At 44.2% G+C, this 15,633-nt stretch carries 20 protein-coding genes; 15 read left to right on the forward strand and 5 right to left on the reverse strand.

The genetic code is table 11. The features are described from left to right. The first annotated feature begins 1 nt into the window (after position 1). Positions 2-163 (forward strand): DUF2256 domain-containing protein, encoded by a 162-nt coding sequence (locus tag A8O14_RS11545; RefSeq protein WP_071608679.1) that lies wholly within the window; start codon positions 2-4, stop codon positions 161-163. A gap of 24 nt (positions 164-187) precedes the next feature. Here the strand turns inward: A8O14_RS11545 and A8O14_RS08905 are convergent, their stop codons facing one another. Continuing rightward, positions 188-883, reverse strand: a complete 696-nt coding sequence (locus A8O14_RS08905) for an SDR family NAD(P)-dependent oxidoreductase (protein WP_068949192.1) — start codon at positions 881-883, stop codon at positions 188-190. Positions 884-944: 61 nt separating this feature from the next. On the opposite strand from A8O14_RS08905, the gene A8O14_RS08910 reads away from it, so the two are divergent. The 7 genes from A8O14_RS08910 (at position 945) to A8O14_RS08940 (ending at position 6,877) form a co-directional block, all read left to right on the forward strand. Next, entirely contained in the window at positions 945-1,355 is a 411-nt protein-coding gene (locus tag A8O14_RS08910; protein WP_068949193.1) for a thiol-disulfide oxidoreductase DCC family protein, read from the forward strand. 9 nt (positions 1,356-1,364) lie between these two features. Next, positions 1,365-1,919 (forward strand): chalcone isomerase family protein, encoded by a 555-nt coding sequence (locus tag A8O14_RS08915; RefSeq protein WP_068949194.1) that lies wholly within the window; start codon positions 1,365-1,367, stop codon positions 1,917-1,919. Continuing rightward, on the forward strand, positions 1,919-2,467 hold the full coding sequence (locus A8O14_RS08920; RefSeq protein WP_068949195.1) for a DUF3833 domain-containing protein: 549 nt from the start codon (positions 1,919-1,921) through the stop codon (positions 2,465-2,467). The genes A8O14_RS08915 and A8O14_RS08920 overlap by 1 nt, the downstream gene beginning before the upstream one ends. Positions 2,468-2,547: 80 nt before the next feature. Then, the gene (locus tag A8O14_RS08925) at positions 2,548-3,336 is read left to right on the forward strand and encodes an SDR family NAD(P)-dependent oxidoreductase (RefSeq protein ID WP_068949196.1); all 789 of its coding nucleotides are present in this window, start codon (positions 2,548-2,550) and stop codon (positions 3,334-3,336) included. Positions 3,337-3,480: 144 nt separating this feature from the next. After that, positions 3,481-4,494 (forward strand): TRAP transporter substrate-binding protein, encoded by a 1,014-nt coding sequence (locus A8O14_RS08930; RefSeq protein WP_068949197.1) that lies wholly within the window; start codon positions 3,481-3,483, stop codon positions 4,492-4,494. 14 nt (positions 4,495-4,508) lie between these two features. Next, a complete protein-coding gene (locus A8O14_RS08935) occupies positions 4,509-6,362 on the forward strand; it encodes a TRAP transporter large permease (RefSeq protein WP_099092311.1) in 1,854 nt (617 codons plus the stop codon). A gap of 26 nt (positions 6,363-6,388) precedes the next feature. Continuing rightward, a complete protein-coding gene (locus tag A8O14_RS08940) occupies positions 6,389-6,877 on the forward strand; it encodes a cupin domain-containing protein (protein ID WP_082913156.1) in 489 nt (162 codons plus the stop codon). A 62-nt stretch (positions 6,878-6,939) separates the two neighbouring features. Here the strand turns inward: A8O14_RS08940 and ahpF are convergent, their stop codons facing one another. Continuing rightward, a complete protein-coding gene (gene ahpF, locus A8O14_RS08945; protein ID WP_068949199.1) occupies positions 6,940-8,520 on the reverse strand; it encodes an alkyl hydroperoxide reductase subunit F in 1,581 nt (526 codons plus the stop codon). A 105-nt stretch (positions 8,521-8,625) separates the two neighbouring features. After that, complete coding sequence (ahpC, locus tag A8O14_RS08950; RefSeq protein WP_068949200.1) at positions 8,626-9,189, reverse strand: alkyl hydroperoxide reductase subunit C; 564 nt, start codon at positions 9,187-9,189, stop codon at positions 8,626-8,628. Between the two features lie 216 nt (positions 9,190-9,405). On the opposite strand from ahpC, the gene A8O14_RS08955 reads away from it, so the two are divergent. Next, positions 9,406-10,053, forward strand: coding sequence for a lipid-binding SYLF domain-containing protein (locus tag A8O14_RS08955; protein ID WP_068949201.1), 648 nt, complete (start codon positions 9,406-9,408; stop codon positions 10,051-10,053). A gap of 115 nt (positions 10,054-10,168) precedes the next feature. Further along, positions 10,169-10,696 (forward strand): phasin family protein, encoded by a 528-nt coding sequence (locus tag A8O14_RS08960; protein WP_068949202.1) that lies wholly within the window; start codon positions 10,169-10,171, stop codon positions 10,694-10,696. A 7-nt stretch (positions 10,697-10,703) separates the two neighbouring features. On the opposite strand, the gene A8O14_RS08965 is transcribed toward A8O14_RS08960, so the two are convergent. Both A8O14_RS08965 and A8O14_RS08970 read right to left on the reverse strand, forming a co-directional pair. After that, entirely contained in the window at positions 10,704-11,603 is a 900-nt protein-coding gene (locus A8O14_RS08965) for a histone deacetylase family protein (protein WP_068949203.1), read from the reverse strand. Further along, entirely contained in the window at positions 11,600-11,986 is a 387-nt protein-coding gene (locus A8O14_RS08970) for a DUF2237 family protein (protein ID WP_068949204.1), read from the reverse strand. Before A8O14_RS08970 ends, A8O14_RS08965 begins: the two co-directional genes overlap by 4 nt. Positions 11,987-12,135: 149 nt before the next feature. Here A8O14_RS08970 and A8O14_RS08975 point away from each other — a divergent pair, with 149 nt between their 5' ends. The 5 genes from A8O14_RS08975 to A8O14_RS08995 all read left to right on the forward strand — a co-directional run bounded on the left by A8O14_RS08975 (position 12,136) and on the right by A8O14_RS08995 (position 15,612). Continuing rightward, complete coding sequence (locus A8O14_RS08975) at positions 12,136-12,570, forward strand: DUF2452 domain-containing protein (RefSeq protein ID WP_068949205.1); 435 nt, start codon at positions 12,136-12,138, stop codon at positions 12,568-12,570. A 31-nt stretch (positions 12,571-12,601) separates the two neighbouring features. Beyond that, entirely contained in the window at positions 12,602-13,582 is a 981-nt protein-coding gene (locus A8O14_RS08980) for a quinone oxidoreductase family protein (protein WP_068949206.1), read from the forward strand. Positions 13,583-13,659: 77 nt separating this feature from the next. After that, complete coding sequence (locus A8O14_RS08985) at positions 13,660-14,070, forward strand: hypothetical protein (RefSeq protein WP_068949207.1); 411 nt, start codon at positions 13,660-13,662, stop codon at positions 14,068-14,070. A 144-nt stretch (positions 14,071-14,214) separates the two neighbouring features. Beyond that, positions 14,215-15,072, forward strand: coding sequence for a metal-dependent hydrolase (locus A8O14_RS08990; RefSeq protein ID WP_068949208.1), 858 nt, complete (start codon positions 14,215-14,217; stop codon positions 15,070-15,072). 120 nt (positions 15,073-15,192) lie between these two features. Continuing rightward, positions 15,193-15,612 carry a MarR family winged helix-turn-helix transcriptional regulator gene (locus tag A8O14_RS08995; protein ID WP_068949209.1) on the forward strand — a complete coding sequence of 140 codons (420 nt, stop codon included), beginning with the start codon at positions 15,193-15,195 and terminating at the stop codon, positions 15,610-15,612. Positions 15,613-15,633 lie beyond the last annotated feature (21 nt).

Consider the following 15,633-nt stretch of genomic DNA (forward strand, 5'->3'; position numbering starts at 1 on the left):
GATGAGCGCTACATTTAAGGGAAATAAAAGTTATTTACCGAGTAAGACTTGTGTTGTTTGCCAAAAAGAAATGACTTGGAGAAAGTCTTGGGCGAAAAATTGGGAATCCATTAAATATTGTTCTGATGCTTGTCGTAAAAAGGCCCCAAAAGCCCAGGCTTAGATCGGAACTTATTCTTGTCGATTATTACCAGGGCAACTTTTCACCTGAATAAGAAACAAAACTTCCTGAATCTTCTATCTGAAGATTTTCAATAACGCTAAACATATCTTTGACCGCATCTTCTGCAGGCCTGCCAATCTGCTCGCCACGAAATGGTTTAGAGAGTCGGGAGTTCACAGTGCCTGGATGCATAGCTATCAGCGCAATATTTGGTTTGGTGCGACCAAGTTCAATAGAAGCCGTTTTGATCAACATATTGAGTGCAGCTTTAGAGGCACGGTAGCTATACCAGCCACCAAGACGGTTATCTTCAATGCTGCCTACTTTGGCAGACAAAGTAACCATAATGCTATTTTGTGGATCAAGCAGTTTAGAAAAATATCGAATCGTGAGTGCTGGGCCAATTGCATTCATTTTCATGAGCTCTATTAATTGTTCAGCATTGAGATCATCCAACCTTTTCTCTGGCATCCAATCAGCGCTATGTAAGACCCCAATCGTATTAATAATGAGCTGGAATGGCCCCTCAGTAGCAAGCGCATTTGCGCAGGTTTCTATTGATGATGGATTTTGATAGTCCAGGGCATATGTAGAGTTGCGATGAATACCCACAACCCCTGAGCAATTGGGGTTATTTGTGAGAAGCTCCATAAAAGCCGAGCCAATGGTGCCAGATGAGCCAATCACTAGGGCGCGAAAAGGAGTTGGGAGAATTTTCAAGAGAACTTTATAGACTGTTGTACTGCCAGCCAGTTTATTGAATAAGTCTTACACTTGCTTGATGAGTAACGATTTGCAGAAACTGACCTTGTTTTACGATGGTGCATGCCCTTTGTGCCAGGCGGAGATCCTGTTTCTCACCAGGCGGAATAAAGCGGGTTTGTTGGATTTCGTGGACATTAACTCCGATCGGTATGATCCGGTATCAGTTGGAGTGTCTTGTGAGCAAGCATTGGCTGCAATGTATGGTCAATACGCTGATGGTAGCTTAATTAATGGTGCAGCTGTTTTTCCAGAAGCGTATCGCAGGGCGAACCTACCATTTTTAGCATGGCTATTTTCTAGAAAAGTAGTGCAGCCATCACTACGAATGGGCTATCAATTTTTTGCTAAGAATCGTCACGCAATTTCTCGAATCTTTGGTCCCTGCGCCTTATGGCTAGTTCATGCAACATCGAAGACTAAGAGCTAATCTATACCTATGAAAGTCCAAAACCTATTTGCTCAAGTATGTGTAATTGCCTGCTTATTTTCTAGCAATAGCTTTGCACGAGAGTTGACTTATGTGAATGAAGCTCTCAATCCAGCAAAGCTTCAAGGTAGTGGCAAACTCACTTGGTGGGGCCTTCATGTATACGATGCATTTTTTTATCGTGGCATGAGTGCTAACTCTTCTGAGTTTGCTTTAGATTTGCGGTATCAGAAATCATTTACGGGTAATGCTATTGCCAATCGCTCAGTCGATGAGATGAAAAAACTGGGTGTGCCCGATGCTCAAGCTCAAGCTTGGGGCAAGCAATTGGCAACTTTTTTACCCAATGTAGAGCCGGGCCAAAACATCACTGCGATATACCTTCCTAAGCAGGGTACAACTTTCTATTTTGACGGCAAGCCGCTTGCCCAAATTCCAGGAGCTGATTTTTCCAAAGCATTTTTTGGCATCTGGTTGGACCCCAAAACAAGCGCGCCTAAATTACGCGAGCAATTACTCGGTCAAAGTTGTCCGCCACCCCTTTTCCAAGAGACTTGTAACTAATGAAAAATATTATTAACAAATTCGCTGCGGTGATCTTTTGCACATCATTTTTATTAGGATGTGCTGGTCCAAAGGTTTCGCAGTATTCCAATGAAAAGCCTACGCTAGATCTGAGTGAGTATTTTGCTGGCACGATTGATGCTTATGGAATCTTTACCGATCGGAGTGGGGTCGTAGTGAAACGCTTCACGGTGTTGATCCAGGCAAACTGGAAAGTGGTCGATGGCAAAAAGGTAGGAACTTTAGATGAAAGCTTTGATTACTCGGATGGCACAAAGCAAAAACGTATTTGGACATTGACTGAAGTATCGCCAGGAAAATATATTGGTAAAGCAGATGATGTAGTGGGCGAGGCTAATGGATCTTCTTCCGGTAATGCTCTCAATTGGGCATACACCCTGGCCTTACCAGTAGATGGCACGATCTATCATGTGCAATTTGATGACTGGATGTATCTCGTGACACCCAAAGTCATGATTAATAAAGCGCAGATGAGTAAGTTTGGTATCAATCTAGGTGAAGTGACATTGAGCTTCTATAAACGTTAAGACTTTTTAGTCTATTGCGTTAATCTATTAGAATTGTTTTGGGACAGCATTTACTCAAAATAACGTATAGAAAATCGCCAATGAATACAAGAAATTCAGATCAAGCACGTGTTGCCGTTGTTACTGGTGGCGCTCGTGGTATTGGCTTGGCAATAGGCCAATGGTTTTTAGATCATGGATACCAGGTTGCTCTGTTAGATATTGATAAAAACACCCTTGACGCCACTATGAAAACTCTCGGCACTTCTCAGGATGTCATTGGTATTCACTGTGACGTCTCAAAGCCGGATGAAGTGGAATCTGCATCGCAAAAAGTACTCTCGGCATTTGGCCACGTCACTGCGTTGGTTAATAACGCAGGGGTTGCCGTTTTTAAACCAGTATTTGAAACTTCATTTGATGAGTGGCGTACTGTCCTTGGTACTAATTTAGATGGTGCATTTATTTGCTCGCAAGTCTTTGGTCGTTTAATTGTGAAGAATGGTGGAGGGGCGATTGTGAATATTGCCTCCATTTCTGGCTTAAGGGCGAGTACTCTCCGAGTCGCTTATGGCACCAGCAAGGCGGCACTCATTCAGCTGACCAAACAGTATGCGGTTGAATTAGGAAATTCAAATGTGCGTGTGAATGTGATTGCACCTGGTCCGGTAGATACTGAAATGGCTAAATTAGTCCATAGTGTCGCCATTCGATCTGACTACTACGACACTATTCCCTTGGGTCGCTATGGCACACCAGAAGAAATGGCTAATACAGTTGGGTTCCTGTGTAGTAATGAAGCTGCCTTTATTAATGGCCAGGTCTTGGCGGTCGATGGTGGATTTGAGGCTACAGGGGTTGGTTTGCCAACTTTACGCCGCAACTCCTAGCCACCAGAATCAAGTGGATGTGGTGTTTTCCCTTGATTTATGACGCTTTATTAAAATCTAGCGGTATATTAAGCACCAGAATAAATGCCTAACGAATAGGCCGTTTTACCCGAGATGAATTAAAAATTATCCAATGGAGACAGTATGACGTTTACAAGACGAGACTTTATTAAGCACGCTGGTATTGCAGCGCTACCCTTAGTAGCGGGCAATACCTTTGCACAGACTGCAGAATTTAATATGAAATTTGGCAGTAACTTGCCAGCAACTCATCCACTCAATATTCATGCCTACAAGATGGCATCGAAAATTAAGTTGGAAACAAAGGGGCGAGTCGATATTCAAGTGTTCCCATATAACCAATTGGGTAATGACACAGATATGTTGTCGCAATTGCGTTCAGGAGCCTTAGACTTTATGACCTTATCACCATTGATCTTGGGCTCATTAGTTCCTCAGGCTCAGATCAACGGTGTGGGCTTTGCTTTCAAAGACTACAAACAAGTTTGGGCTGCAATGGATGGTGAATTGGGCGCTTATGTACGCCGTCAAATTGCCAACACGGGTACGATTTTTGCCTTCGATAAGATTTGGGATAACGGCTATCGTGAGGTGACTAATAGCGTGCGCCCGATTAATAAGCCAGATGATTTAAAAGGTATTAAATTGCGCACCCCTCCAGGCCCAATGTGGGTGTCTTTGTTTAAAGCGCTTGGTGCTGCTCCTACTCCATTGAATTTTGCAGAGGTCTATTCAGCATTGCAATCTAAGGTAGTTGATGGACAAGAGAATCCATTGGCAATTATCTATACCGCTAAGTTGTATGAGGTGCAAAAGTATTGCTCTATGACTAACCATATGTGGGACGGTTATTGGTTTATGGGCAATAAGAAATTATTTGAACAGTTGCCACCTGACTTACAGGCTATCGTGACCCGTAACGTTGCCGAATCTGCAATCATGCAAAGAGCAGATGTACGCAAGATGAATGATGGTTTGCAGACAGACTTGAAAGCTAAGGGTATGGGAATTAATGAGACCAACCCAGATCCTTTCCGTGAAAAGTTAAGACAGGCTGGTTTCTATTCTGAGTGGAAAGCCAAATTTGGTGAAGAAGCTTGGTCATTGCTTGAGAAATACACAGGCAAGCTAGCGTGAGTTCTCCGTCTTTGATGAAAGAGGCCCCTTTACAGGGGCCTTTCGGTAAATACGCTTCATACCTTGAAACCATAGTTGCCACCATTGTTGAATGGGTGGCTGCTTGCTTGGTCTTAGCTTGTATCGGGATTTTATTTTCAGGGGTAGTGGGCCGTTATATTTTTAACTCACCACTCGTTTGGTCTGATGAATTGGCATCCATTTTGTTTTTATGGCTTGCCATGATTGGCTCAGTCATAGCCCTAAAGCGGGGTGAGCATATGCGGATGACGGCTTGCATCAGCAAGCTAAGCGATCAAAGAAAAATGTATTTTGAGACGCTCGGTGTTTTAGCCTACTTTTTCTATTTGGCAATCATCATCAGGCCTGCCTATCATTTTGCGTTAGATGAGTTGATCGTAACGACACCATCATTGGAGATCTCCAATCTCTGGCGCGCAGCTGCCTTGCCAACCGGTGTAATGCTGATGATGTTCTTTTGTTTATTTCGTTTGGCCAGAATTGCAACCTTAAAGGTTGTCATTAATAGCGTACTTCTTTTGTTGGCAGTCTTTGCAGCTCTCTACTTTTCTTCGTCTGCATTTACGAGTCTTGGTAAATACAATTTACTCATCTTTTTTGTTGGTGTTGCTGGATTCAGTATTCTGGCTGGTGTGCCCATTGCTTTTGCATTTGGCTTAGGCACTGTTGCGTACTTAGGTTTAAGTACGCAAATGCCAATATCTGTTGTGATTGGCCGCATGGATGAAGCAATGTCCCACATGGTTCTGTTGGCCGTTCCTTTATTTGTCTTCCTCGGTCTCTTGATGGAAATGACTGGAATGGCCAGAGCCATGATTGCTTTTCTTGCGTCACTACTTGGGCATGTTCGTGGCGGGCTTTCTTATGTATTAGTAGGTGCCATGTATTTAGTGTCAGGCATCTCCGGCTCCAAAGCTGCAGATATGGCAGCAATTGCGCCAGCGCTCTTTCCCGAGATGAAAAAGACTACTCCTCCAGGCGAGTTGGTCGCATTGTTAGCTGCCACTGGTGCGCAAACAGAGACAATTCCGCCGAGCTTGGTGCTCATTACGATTGGTTCAGTAACTGGCGTTTCAATTGCTGCCTTGTTTACTGGAGGCATGCTGCCAGCACTTATCTTGGCATTGATTTTGTGTATTTTGGTATGGTGGCGTAATCGTCATGTTCAGATCGCTCAAGTAGCCCGTCCAAAACCAATTGAAGTGATGAAGTTGTGCTTAGTTGCTTTACCGGCGCTGGCTTTGCCATTTGTGATTCGTGCTGCTGTTGTAGAGGGTGTTGCTACTGCCACTGAGGTATCTACGATCGGTATCGTTTACGGTTTGATTTGCGGAGTCATTATTTACCGCCAATTTGATATCAAACGTATCGTACCAATGTTGATTGATACCGCATCTTTATCTGGCGCAATCCTCCTAATTATTGGCGCTGCAACTGGTATGGCTTGGGGTCTGACTCAGTCTGGCTTCTCTCAGGTAGTTGCCCAGATCATGACTGATCTCAATGGTGGGCCAAACTTATTCCTACTAATTTCCATCATCGTATTTGTTGTACTGGGATCTGTACTTGAAGGCATCCCTGCAATTGTTCTATTTGGACCACTTTTATTTCCCGTAGCGCGTCAACTAGGAATAAACGAAGTGCACTATTCCATGGTGGTAATTCTGTCCATGGGTATTGGCCTCTTTGCACCGCCATTAGGCGTTGGATATTACGCTGCCTGCGCGATTGGTAAGGTCAATCCTGATGAAGGGGTTAAACCCATTATTGGCTACTTAGTGGCTTTAGTGATTGGTACTTTGATTGTTGCATTTGTACCTTGGATTTCAACCGGTTTTCTGTCATAACGATTCACAATAATTTGGAGACAAGCATGAAAACACTGTTTGGTATTAAAAAATTATTTGCTGTTTTGATTTTTGGCTTTGCGTCCGCAAATATTTATGCGCAAGCGACTGCAAAAGACTTTGTGATCGTTAAACCTGATCAAGTTGTTTGGGGTGATCTGCCTGCAGGAGTAAAGACGGCAGTTTTATATGGCGACCCCAATAAACCTGGAATGTATGTGGTGCGTAATATCTTTCCAGAGGGAGTCATGAGTTCGCCCCATTTTCATACTCAAGATCGTTTTGTAACGGTGATCAAAGGAACTTGGTATGCAGGCACTGATGCAAGTTGGGATCCTGCTACGACGGTTGGTTTACCAGCGGGCAGTATGATGTTTCACCCAGCGGGCGTTGTGCATTTTGATGGCGCTATCGAAGGGGCGACCGAGATTCAAATTATTGGCATGGGTCCCGTGAGCACAACTCCGGTTTATCCAGACGCACCTCGCTTTGGTCGGCCCCGTAAGTTAAACTAAGTTTTTACTAGCCAAAAAAACCCCCAGATCAATGTCTGGGGTTTTTGTTTGTAGAGTTAATGTTAAGCAGCAATCTTACTTGGTTCTTCTTCACTTACAGAGTGGCGGATTAGATAGTCAAATGCTCCCAGAGAAGCTTTGGCACCTTCGCCCATAGCGATGATGATTTGCTTATAAGGAACTGTGGTGCAGTCACCTGCGGCAAATACGCCGGGCAATGATGTCTCGCCTTTTGCATCGACGATGATTTCACCGCGAGGTGACAGGTCAATCGTACCTTTGAGCCATTCAGTATTTGGCAATAGACCAATCTGTACAAAGATGCCTTCAAGCTCAAGGGTGTGATCTGCTTTGGTGGTGCGATCTTCGTAACGCAGACTATTAACTTTACTGCCATCACCCAAAACTTCTTTGGTTAACGCGCTCTTGATGACGGTCACATTTGGTAGGCTGAAAAGCTTCTTCTGCAACACTGCATCTGCGCGCAATTGGCTGTCAAATTCGATTAAAGTCACATGACTTACGACGCCAGCCAAATCAATCGCAGCTTCAACACCGGAATTGCCGCCACCAATCACAGCAACACGCTTGCCTTTAAACAAGGGGCCGTCACAGTGTGGGCAGTAGGCAACGCCTTTATTGCGGTACTCTTGCTCGCCGGGAACATTCATCTCCCTCCAGCGGGCACCAGTGCTGATAATGACAGACTTGCTCTTTAATTTAGCGCCATTGGCCATTTCGACTTCAATTCCATGGCTTGTCTTTTTCAGAGCGTTAGCGCGCTGCAAGTTCATGATGTCAACTTCATAGTCTTTTACATGTTGCTCTAGGGCTTGAACCAGTTTTGGTCCTTCAGTATGAGAAACGGAGATGAAGTTTTCAATGCCCAAGGTATCCATGACTTGGCCGCCAAAGCGCTCAGCAACAATACCGGTACGAATGCCTTTGCGGGCAGCATAAATCGCAGCAGCAGAGCCTGCAGGGCCGCCGCCAATGACTAAGACATCAAAGTCTTCTTTGGCATTGAGTTTTGCCGCCTCTTCTTCGGCACTGCCGGTATCGAGTTTGGCAATAATCTCTTCTGCACCCATACGGCCTTGACCAAACACTTCGCCATTGAGAATGACGGTTGGAACCGCCATGATTTGATATTGATCAACTAGGTTCTGGTAGAGGGCGCCATCAATCATTTCATGTTCAACATTTGGATTGATTGCTGCCATCAAGTTCAGGGCCTGAACAACATCAGGGCAGTTGTGGCATGACAAGGAAATAAAAGTCTGGAAATGGAACTTGCCGTCGAGTTTGCGAATGCGCGCAAGAATGTCTTCTTCCACTTTTGGTGGGTAACCACTAGCCTGCAAGATTGCCAAGATGAAAGAAGTCATCTCGTGTCCCATGGGCAATCCTGCAAAAGTAATACGTGCTTCTTCACCAGTTTTGCTAACGGTAAAGCTCGGTACATTTTTCGCCTGACCATCAGTCTTAACGGTGAGTTTGTCAGTCTGTTCGGCGACTTCGTTCAAGAGCTCAAGCATCTGTGCAGAAGCAGGGCTGCCATCTACGCTGGCTGTCAGAGTAATGGGGGCGGCGATCTTCTCGAAGTATGCTTTTAATTGGGTTTTGATATTGCTATCTAACATCTTGAAATCCTTTATTTCTATTTCAGTGAGTCTATTGGGCAGGATCTTGAGACCCTCTCCAATAGACTCTCCGCAGAGAGTCTATTGGTTATAGATTAGGATCGATTAGATCTTGCCTACGAGGTCCAAAGATGGAGTCAAAGTTGCTGCGCCTTCTTTCCATTTCGCTGGGCAAACTTCACCTGGGTGAGCTGCTGTGTATTGAGCAGCTTTGAGCTTGCGCAATGTCTCAGAAACGTCACGTGCGATTTCATTGGAATGAATTTCTGCAGTTTTGATAATGCCCTCTGGATTGATAACGAATGTGCCACGCAATGCCAAACCAGCTTCGGGGATATGAACGCCGAAAGCGTTTGTCAATGTATGTGTTGGATCGCCAACCAGTGGAAACTTTGCCTTACCAACTGCTGGTGAAGTTTCGTGCCAAACTTTGTGTGAGAAGTGTGTATCAGTTGTCACGATATACACTTCAGCACCTAATTTTTGGAACTCCGCATAGTTCTCTGCTGCATCTTCAATTTCTGTTGGGCAGTTAAAAGTAAATGCTGCTGGCATGAAAATCAAAACTGACCAATGGCCTTTGAGGCTTTCTTCAGTAATGGTTACAAACTTGCCATTGTGGAAAGCTTCAGTTTTGAATGGTGCTACTGCTGTATTGATAATAGACATGGTGCTCCTTTTGTTAAATAAATTGGGTTAATCAAACAAGGAATGCTTTGATAACGGAATCCATTCTAGGGACTATTTATTTATTTGTATAATGAATAATATCGATATAAATCATCGATTTATTCGATAATTAAAAGAGGCCATAACCAAAGCTGGGATAATGGCGTTTTAGGTGCTTTATTGGCGCTTTCCAGGCTTTAGACAAGAACATTATTTATGCCAAATTTACTTAAGCAATTTTCTCGGTTGTTCGCCGTTATTTTATTTGGAGGACTCCTTACCGCTTGTCAATCCACCGGTAAAGACGGCAAACCCCTGACTGAGGCGGAAATCTTACAAAAGCGCCAAGCCACCATTCAAATGGCTAAGACTGGCCTTGATACTTTGATCAAACAGAATCCTAAAATTAAACAGGATATCGAAAAGGCTCCTGGCTATGCAGTCTTTAGCACCACCAATGTAAATGTGGTTTTAATTGTGGTGGCGCGTGGTGAGGGTGTGTTGTATGACAAGCGTCGTAAAGAGCCCGTCTTTATGCAGGCCCTCAAAACTGGCGAAGGTCTAGGCGCTGGCTATCAAGACCAATATCAAATCGCAATTTTTAAAACGACTTCAGCAATCGATCAATTTTTGCTGACCTCAATCGATGGCCATCATGGCGGGATGGATGTGGATGCTAACTTTTCAGCAGGATCGGGTGGCACAATCCGATCCTTTAATCCAGATATCACTTTTTATACGGTTGGACTCTCAGGATATGATCTTCAGGCCAACTATGGTGGCACGCTATATTTAGTGGATCAGCAACTCAACGATGCCGCTATGCTGAATAGCCTGCCGAAGAAGCCCGCCCCAGCAAAGTAAACAGTTCTCGCTGGAATTTGCTGGCTCTACTGGTATTTCTCTATAGAAACACCCTAAAACCAGAGTAGATTGGCAGTGGTATCCATTGCGTATCTCTCACCAAAAAGGGGTTGTCATGAGTAAAAGTCAGCAAAAAGTGGTTGATGCAAGTAAGGCTGTAGGCCGAATGGCCATAGAAAGCACACAAGCAATAGCGCAAATCAATCAAAAGGCTGCGCAAGATTTTGCTGGGCTTATTCAGAAGCGTGTATCTGAATTGATGAAAACCCAAGATCCTAAATCTGCATTCGATTATGTTCATTCTGAAGTTCTACAGGATGCCGCAAAAGAAGTGATGCATTATCAGCAGCAACTCATGGACGTTTTAAAGAGTGGCAATAAAGAGCTCGCCGAAATCGCTGAAGTGATGATCCAAGACTCAAAAACCGATTTAATTCATTTTGTAAATGACGCTACCAATAATGCACCAATTGGCAGTGAAGCTTATGTCTCGGTATTTAAGACATCATTTAACAATGCCTTGCAAAATTTTGAGCTGGTACGAGCGGCAATGGCTGATTCATTCGTGAACTTTGAAAAAAGTGTAGAGAGTGTGAGTAATTTGTCTGCCACCAAGAGTGCACCCAAAAAAAAGCCGAGTTAGTTGGCGCTTAGTACTGCTGTTGAAAGTTCAAGGCGGTTTGAATGGTTTGGTAGTGAATCTCAACGGTAGATCCAATATCTTTGCCATAACCGCCTGCCATTGAGAATGCAACGGGTATTTGTTTACCTAGTGCGTACTGAAAAACTGCCTCGTCTCGGAGTCGCATTCCCTCTTTACTTATCTTAAGTCTTCCGAGTCGGTCACCCTCGTGAGGATCAGCACCAGCAAGATAAATCAAAAAGTCCGGTTTAAAGCGCTGGTTCAATTGCTCTAGAGATTGAGCCAGAGCATCTAAATAGGTTTGATCATCGCAGCCATCGGCTAAACCAAGATCTAGATCGCTGAATTCCTTTTTAAATGGGAAATTATTTTCACCATGTATCGACAGGGTAAAGATAGATGAATCATTTTGCAGAATCGATGCAGTGCCATTACCTTGATGCACATCTAGATCAATAATCGCTACTTTGAGCTTGGAGTGAATTTCTTTCTGGAGTGTGCGAGCAGCAATCGCAGAGTCGTTAAAGACACAAAACCCGCTACCTAGATTTCGATAGGCATGATGGGTCCCTCCTGCTAAGTTTCCAGAGACACCCTCTTTGATTGCAGTCTTCGCCGCAGCAATCGTAGCTCCCGCAGAGCGACGTGAGCGCTCCACCATTTTTTCACTCCACGGGAAACCAATTTCTTTTTGCTCGGCTGGGCTAAGCTTGCCTTCGATGATTTTCAGTAGATAACTTGGGTCATGCGCAAACAGTATTTGGGTATCTGAAGCAGGGGGCGCTTCCACTAATTCAAGATGGGGAAGCTTGCTAACTAAGTCACGTACGCGAGAATATTTTTCCATGGGGAAGCGGTGTCCCGCAGGAAGAGGTAGGACGAAGTGGTCTGAGTAGAAAGCTTTCAAACAGGATTTCCAACTTCACTTGAATATTTTTCAAGAACGCTTAATGAGACAATCTCAAGTGCTTTAATGTTTGTGCTCTCTAATTTAATGAGAGGTGCGTAATTGGCTTCCACTGCTTCGAGCCAGCGATTGATACAAAGGCACCACTGATCTCCCGCAACTAGACCGGGAAATTGATAGGCTGGCATTGGAGTGATGAGATTGTTGCCTTTGCTCAGGCTAAATTGCAAAAAGTCATTAGTAACAATTGCGCAGACTAAATGACTTCCAACATCTTCTTCATTAGTTTTGCAGCAACCATCTCTGAAAAATCCCGTTAAAGGCTCAAACGAGCAGGGGACTAGGGGCTGCCCCAGAACATTCAAGGCGACTGTATTACTCATCAAATTATTCCTTAATTGTGGTTATGGCGAATCTATCTAGTGGGATATGGCACTGCTCGGCAAAAAATTGCCATTTGTGTCACACTTTCCCAATCAATAGAGGTTATTGAAGCCAATTTTGCAGTAAAACCAAATTTCATGGGCCAGCGATGAGAATTGAAGACACCGATCCAGCAAGACATGCAGGAATTGAATATCCAATGGAGGTTGGTGCCCCTGTGTTCGCCCCAATTAAAGTGGTTGAGGAAAAAGATAAGGCAGTGAATGTTGCACGTCAAAATGCCAAACTAGAGTATGAGCGCATTATGGAGCAGGCTGAAGTATTGATGAAGCAAGCGAAAGCATTGCAGGCAAGACTAGATGCAACCGAGATGGTGCACATTGCAAAATTTAGCTTCAATCCTATTCATGGAAAAATCTACTATCTCTACTACGACACCAGAAACTCAACGAATGTCTTGATTCAAAATGGACCAAAAGAATGGAGTTGCGGTATTCCGGATGGCTGGACATACTCTATGGCAGTAAAGAAGTTGGGCGATAGTACATGGGCGGTAGTGGAAGAAAACGCCCTTGTTGTATGATATTTTAATAACAAATATAAATAGGTGACATGTGACAAAAGCAAGAGTAGTTAGCCTGGACAAGCTGGGTAGCGCAGACGTAATCAAAGTAATCGACAAAGAACTGCCTTCACCAGCAAAAGGTGAAGTTCAGATTCGTCAGACAGCGATTGGATTTAATTTCATCGATGTTTATCAGCGCTCTGGTGTATACCCATTGGAATTGCCAACCGGTCTTGGTCACGAGGCGGTGGGTGTAGTTGAGACTCTAGGCGAGGGCGTCACAGGTTTAAAGCTTGGCGATCGCGTAATGTATATGAATGCCGGTATTGGTGCCTACGCCAGTGCACGTAATGTCGCCGCTGATAAATTAGTACCAGTGCCAAGCAATGTTTCTGACGAAGTTGCTGCAGCAGTTTTTTTTAAGGCAATGACTGCACAATACCTTGTGCAAAAAACATATAAGGTCAAAGCAGGCGACATTGTATTGGTGCATGCAGCTGCTGGTGGCGTTGGTCAAATTTTGGCTGGCTGGGCTAAGGCATTGGGAGCATTTGTAGTGGGAACAGTTGGCTCGCAAGCAAAAGTTGCCGCAGCAAAGGCGGCTGGATGTGATGCTGTAGTTGATTACTCTCAGGCTGGCTGGGTAGATGAAGTATTGAAAGCAACGGGTGGCAAAAAAGCCAACGTTGTGTATGACTCTGTTGCAAAAGATACCTTCTTGGGTTCATTGGACTGCACTGCTCCATTTGGTACAGTGGCGCTCTTTGGTGCCGCTTCAGGTCCAGCCCCAGAAATTCAGCCAGAGATTCTAAATAAGAAAGGTTGCCTCTTCTTAACAAGACCTTCTGTGTTCCCGCACAATGCGACGCATGCCCTCTTGCAAGAGAATGCAAAAGCAGTCTTTGACGCAATTGCTAAGGGCTACGTTAAGGTGCAAATTGGCGCGAAGTTTCCTTTGGAGCAAGCAGCTGATGCCCACCGTGCGGCTGAGGGTAGAAAAGTCTCTGGCGCAATTGTGATGATTCCTTAGGATATAAGCAGTTACCGATCTCAAGCCCCGCTGATGCGGGGCTTTTTCATTAGTCTTGCGAGCAGTAAGATAGATAGATGAAAACACTTTTGCAATGGCTTTTAGCCACATTCTTATGGGTAGCAGTTGGATTTGTTCTGGCTCAGGTTCCGCCAACCCAACACTCGGGTGGCATCTCCTATATTTCTGGCGGAGTGGGTGAAGAAGAAACCACTGCCATTTTGGCCGAAGCTAAGCTATGGCCAGTCTTACTTGAGTTATCTCAAATAGAGAATGGAAGAGGTGTGTGGATTTTTGGCGCCAATATCAAAGTAGTTGATTCTAAGAAGCAAGTCCTGTTTAATGCGCAGGCTGATGGCCCTTATATGCTCATTAACCTAGAGGCTGGCGATTACATCATTGAGGCAAGTTACCAAGGTGTAGAGCAAAAAAGAGCTTTAAGTGTGAAGACCAATTCAAGCCAAAAAATTTCTCTATTCTGGAAGTAAATCAAACCGCCTAAGATTTTAGACATACAAAAGATCTTGCCCCAAAAAATTGGTGCAGTGCCGTATAAGGCATTCCTCGACTCTAGTTAAGGATTTCGGATATAGTTTTCCTATCCAATTAAAAAAATCACGGGAGACAGAATCATGAGAAATCATTCACTCAAGCAGAGGCTTGCGATTGCATTTGCATTGCCAGTTTTGTTGCTGATAAGTAATTTTGCTTTAGCGCAGACTGCTTCAGCTACTAATGCACAGGGCAAGACTGAGCTCTTATGGTTAAGTCAAGCTGGATTTAGGATTAAATCCCCCGAGGGTAAGATGATTTTGATTGACCCGTGGATCACCGGAGGTCCAAAGACTCCGCCACAATATAAAAATGATTTGGCTGCAATTGGTCCGATTGATCTGCTCTTAGTAACGCATGCTCACGTTGACCACATTGGTGATGCACCCGCAATTGCAAAAGCCAACAATACGAAGTTATATGGCCCCGCAGATATGGTGACTCCATTAACAACACTCGGTATTATCCCTGCTGAGCTTGGATGGCGCTTCAATAAAACTGGTCGTGTGACTCCTTTGCCTGGGATTAAGGTAACTGCTGTTCAAGCTGAGCATTCTTCATTATTGGTGTGGAAAAATCCTGCAACCGACAAGCTTGAATCACATCCAGCTGGTGAGCCAATGGGTTACATCATTGAGCTTGAGAATGGATTCAAAATTTGGCATATGGGTGACACCGGTTTGTTTAGTGATATGAAATTTATCAGCGAACACTACAAGCCAGATCTGGTATTGATTCCAATTGGTGGCAACTTCACTATGGCTCCTGACGATGCAGCTTTTGCATTGAAAACTTGGATCAAACCAAAAATGGTGATCCCGATGCACTACAACTCCAACCCAATGACCAAAGGAACGCTCGCAGAATTCCAGGCGGCGATGAAGGGCAGCAATATCAAGATCATCCCAATGACTGAGGGTGAAACAGTCCAGTTTTGATCAAAACCCCGGCTTAAATACAAACCCCACATAAATTGTGGGGTTTTTTATGACCTAAGCGCTTGCAATTAGTTCGCATTAGGACTAAACTAGTCCTAATTAGTACTTAGTTTGAATTAAATGACCTTTTTACCGACCCTCCGCAATCTTGTTTCAGCCTATCAGGCGTTTGAGCGTTACTCAGCGCCTGATGTTAAAGCGATGGGGCTAACGACAACCCAGTTTGATGTCATAGCAACTCTAGGCAATCAACCGCCAATGACTTGCAAAGAGTTGGGTGAAAAAACTTTAGTCACAAAGGGCACCTTAACGGGGGTATTGGAGCGCCTGGAAGCCAAGGGCATCTTGGAAAGAAAACTCAATCCAGAAGATGCACGTAGTCAGATGATTGGTTTGACGACAGTGGGTCAGACTTTATTTGAAAAAGTATTTCCAGCGCACTTGAGCCATTTAAATAAAGTGTTTGAAAAATTAAATACTAAGGAGCTTGCAGAGATTACAAAATCTTTGCAAGCATTAAAAAATGCATTTGAAAAATGATCTTCATAAAAAAGGAAACGA

The sequence above is a fragment of the Polynucleobacter wuianus genome, from assembly GCF_001659725.1.
GTDB lineage: Bacteria > Pseudomonadota > Gammaproteobacteria > Burkholderiales > Burkholderiaceae > Polynucleobacter > Polynucleobacter wuianus.

Excerpts from the sequence above, each read along its gene's own strand:
- ahpF (WP_068949199.1), bottom strand. The coding sequence starts at position 8,520 with ATGTTAGATAGCAATATCAAAACCCAATTAAAAGCATACTTCGAGAAG.
- A8O14_RS08995 (WP_068949209.1), top strand. The coding sequence starts at position 15,193 with ATGACCTTTTTACCGACCCTCCGCAATCTTGTTTCAGCCTATCAGGCG.
- A8O14_RS08985 (WP_068949207.1), top strand. The coding sequence starts at position 13,660 with ATGAAAACACTTTTGCAATGGCTTTTAGCCACATTCTTATGGGTAGCA.
- A8O14_RS08970 (WP_068949204.1), bottom strand. The coding sequence starts at position 11,986 with ATGAGTAATACAGTCGCCTTGAATGTTCTGGGGCAGCCCCTAGTCCCC.
- A8O14_RS08930 (WP_068949197.1), top strand. The coding sequence starts at position 3,481 with ATGACGTTTACAAGACGAGACTTTATTAAGCACGCTGGTATTGCAGCG.
- A8O14_RS08940 (WP_082913156.1), top strand. The coding sequence starts at position 6,389 with ATGAAAACACTGTTTGGTATTAAAAAATTATTTGCTGTTTTGATTTTT.
- A8O14_RS08910 (WP_068949193.1), top strand. The coding sequence starts at position 945 with ATGAGTAACGATTTGCAGAAACTGACCTTGTTTTACGATGGTGCATGC.
- A8O14_RS08960 (WP_068949202.1), top strand. The coding sequence starts at position 10,169 with ATGAGTAAAAGTCAGCAAAAAGTGGTTGATGCAAGTAAGGCTGTAGGC.
- A8O14_RS08955 (WP_068949201.1), top strand. The coding sequence starts at position 9,406 with ATGCCAAATTTACTTAAGCAATTTTCTCGGTTGTTCGCCGTTATTTTA.
- A8O14_RS08935 (WP_099092311.1), top strand. The coding sequence starts at position 4,509 with ATGAAAGAGGCCCCTTTACAGGGGCCTTTCGGTAAATACGCTTCATAC.
- A8O14_RS08990 (WP_068949208.1), top strand. The coding sequence starts at position 14,215 with ATGAGAAATCATTCACTCAAGCAGAGGCTTGCGATTGCATTTGCATTG.
- A8O14_RS08920 (WP_068949195.1), top strand. The coding sequence starts at position 1,919 with ATGAAAAATATTATTAACAAATTCGCTGCGGTGATCTTTTGCACATCA.
- ahpC (WP_068949200.1), bottom strand. The coding sequence starts at position 9,189 with ATGTCTATTATCAATACAGCAGTAGCACCATTCAAAACTGAAGCTTTC.
- A8O14_RS08915 (WP_068949194.1), top strand. The coding sequence starts at position 1,365 with ATGAAAGTCCAAAACCTATTTGCTCAAGTATGTGTAATTGCCTGCTTA.
- A8O14_RS08975 (WP_068949205.1), top strand. The coding sequence starts at position 12,136 with ATGAGAATTGAAGACACCGATCCAGCAAGACATGCAGGAATTGAATAT.
- A8O14_RS08925 (WP_068949196.1), top strand. The coding sequence starts at position 2,548 with ATGAATACAAGAAATTCAGATCAAGCACGTGTTGCCGTTGTTACTGGT.
- A8O14_RS11545 (WP_071608679.1), top strand. The coding sequence starts at position 2 with ATGAGCGCTACATTTAAGGGAAATAAAAGTTATTTACCGAGTAAGACT.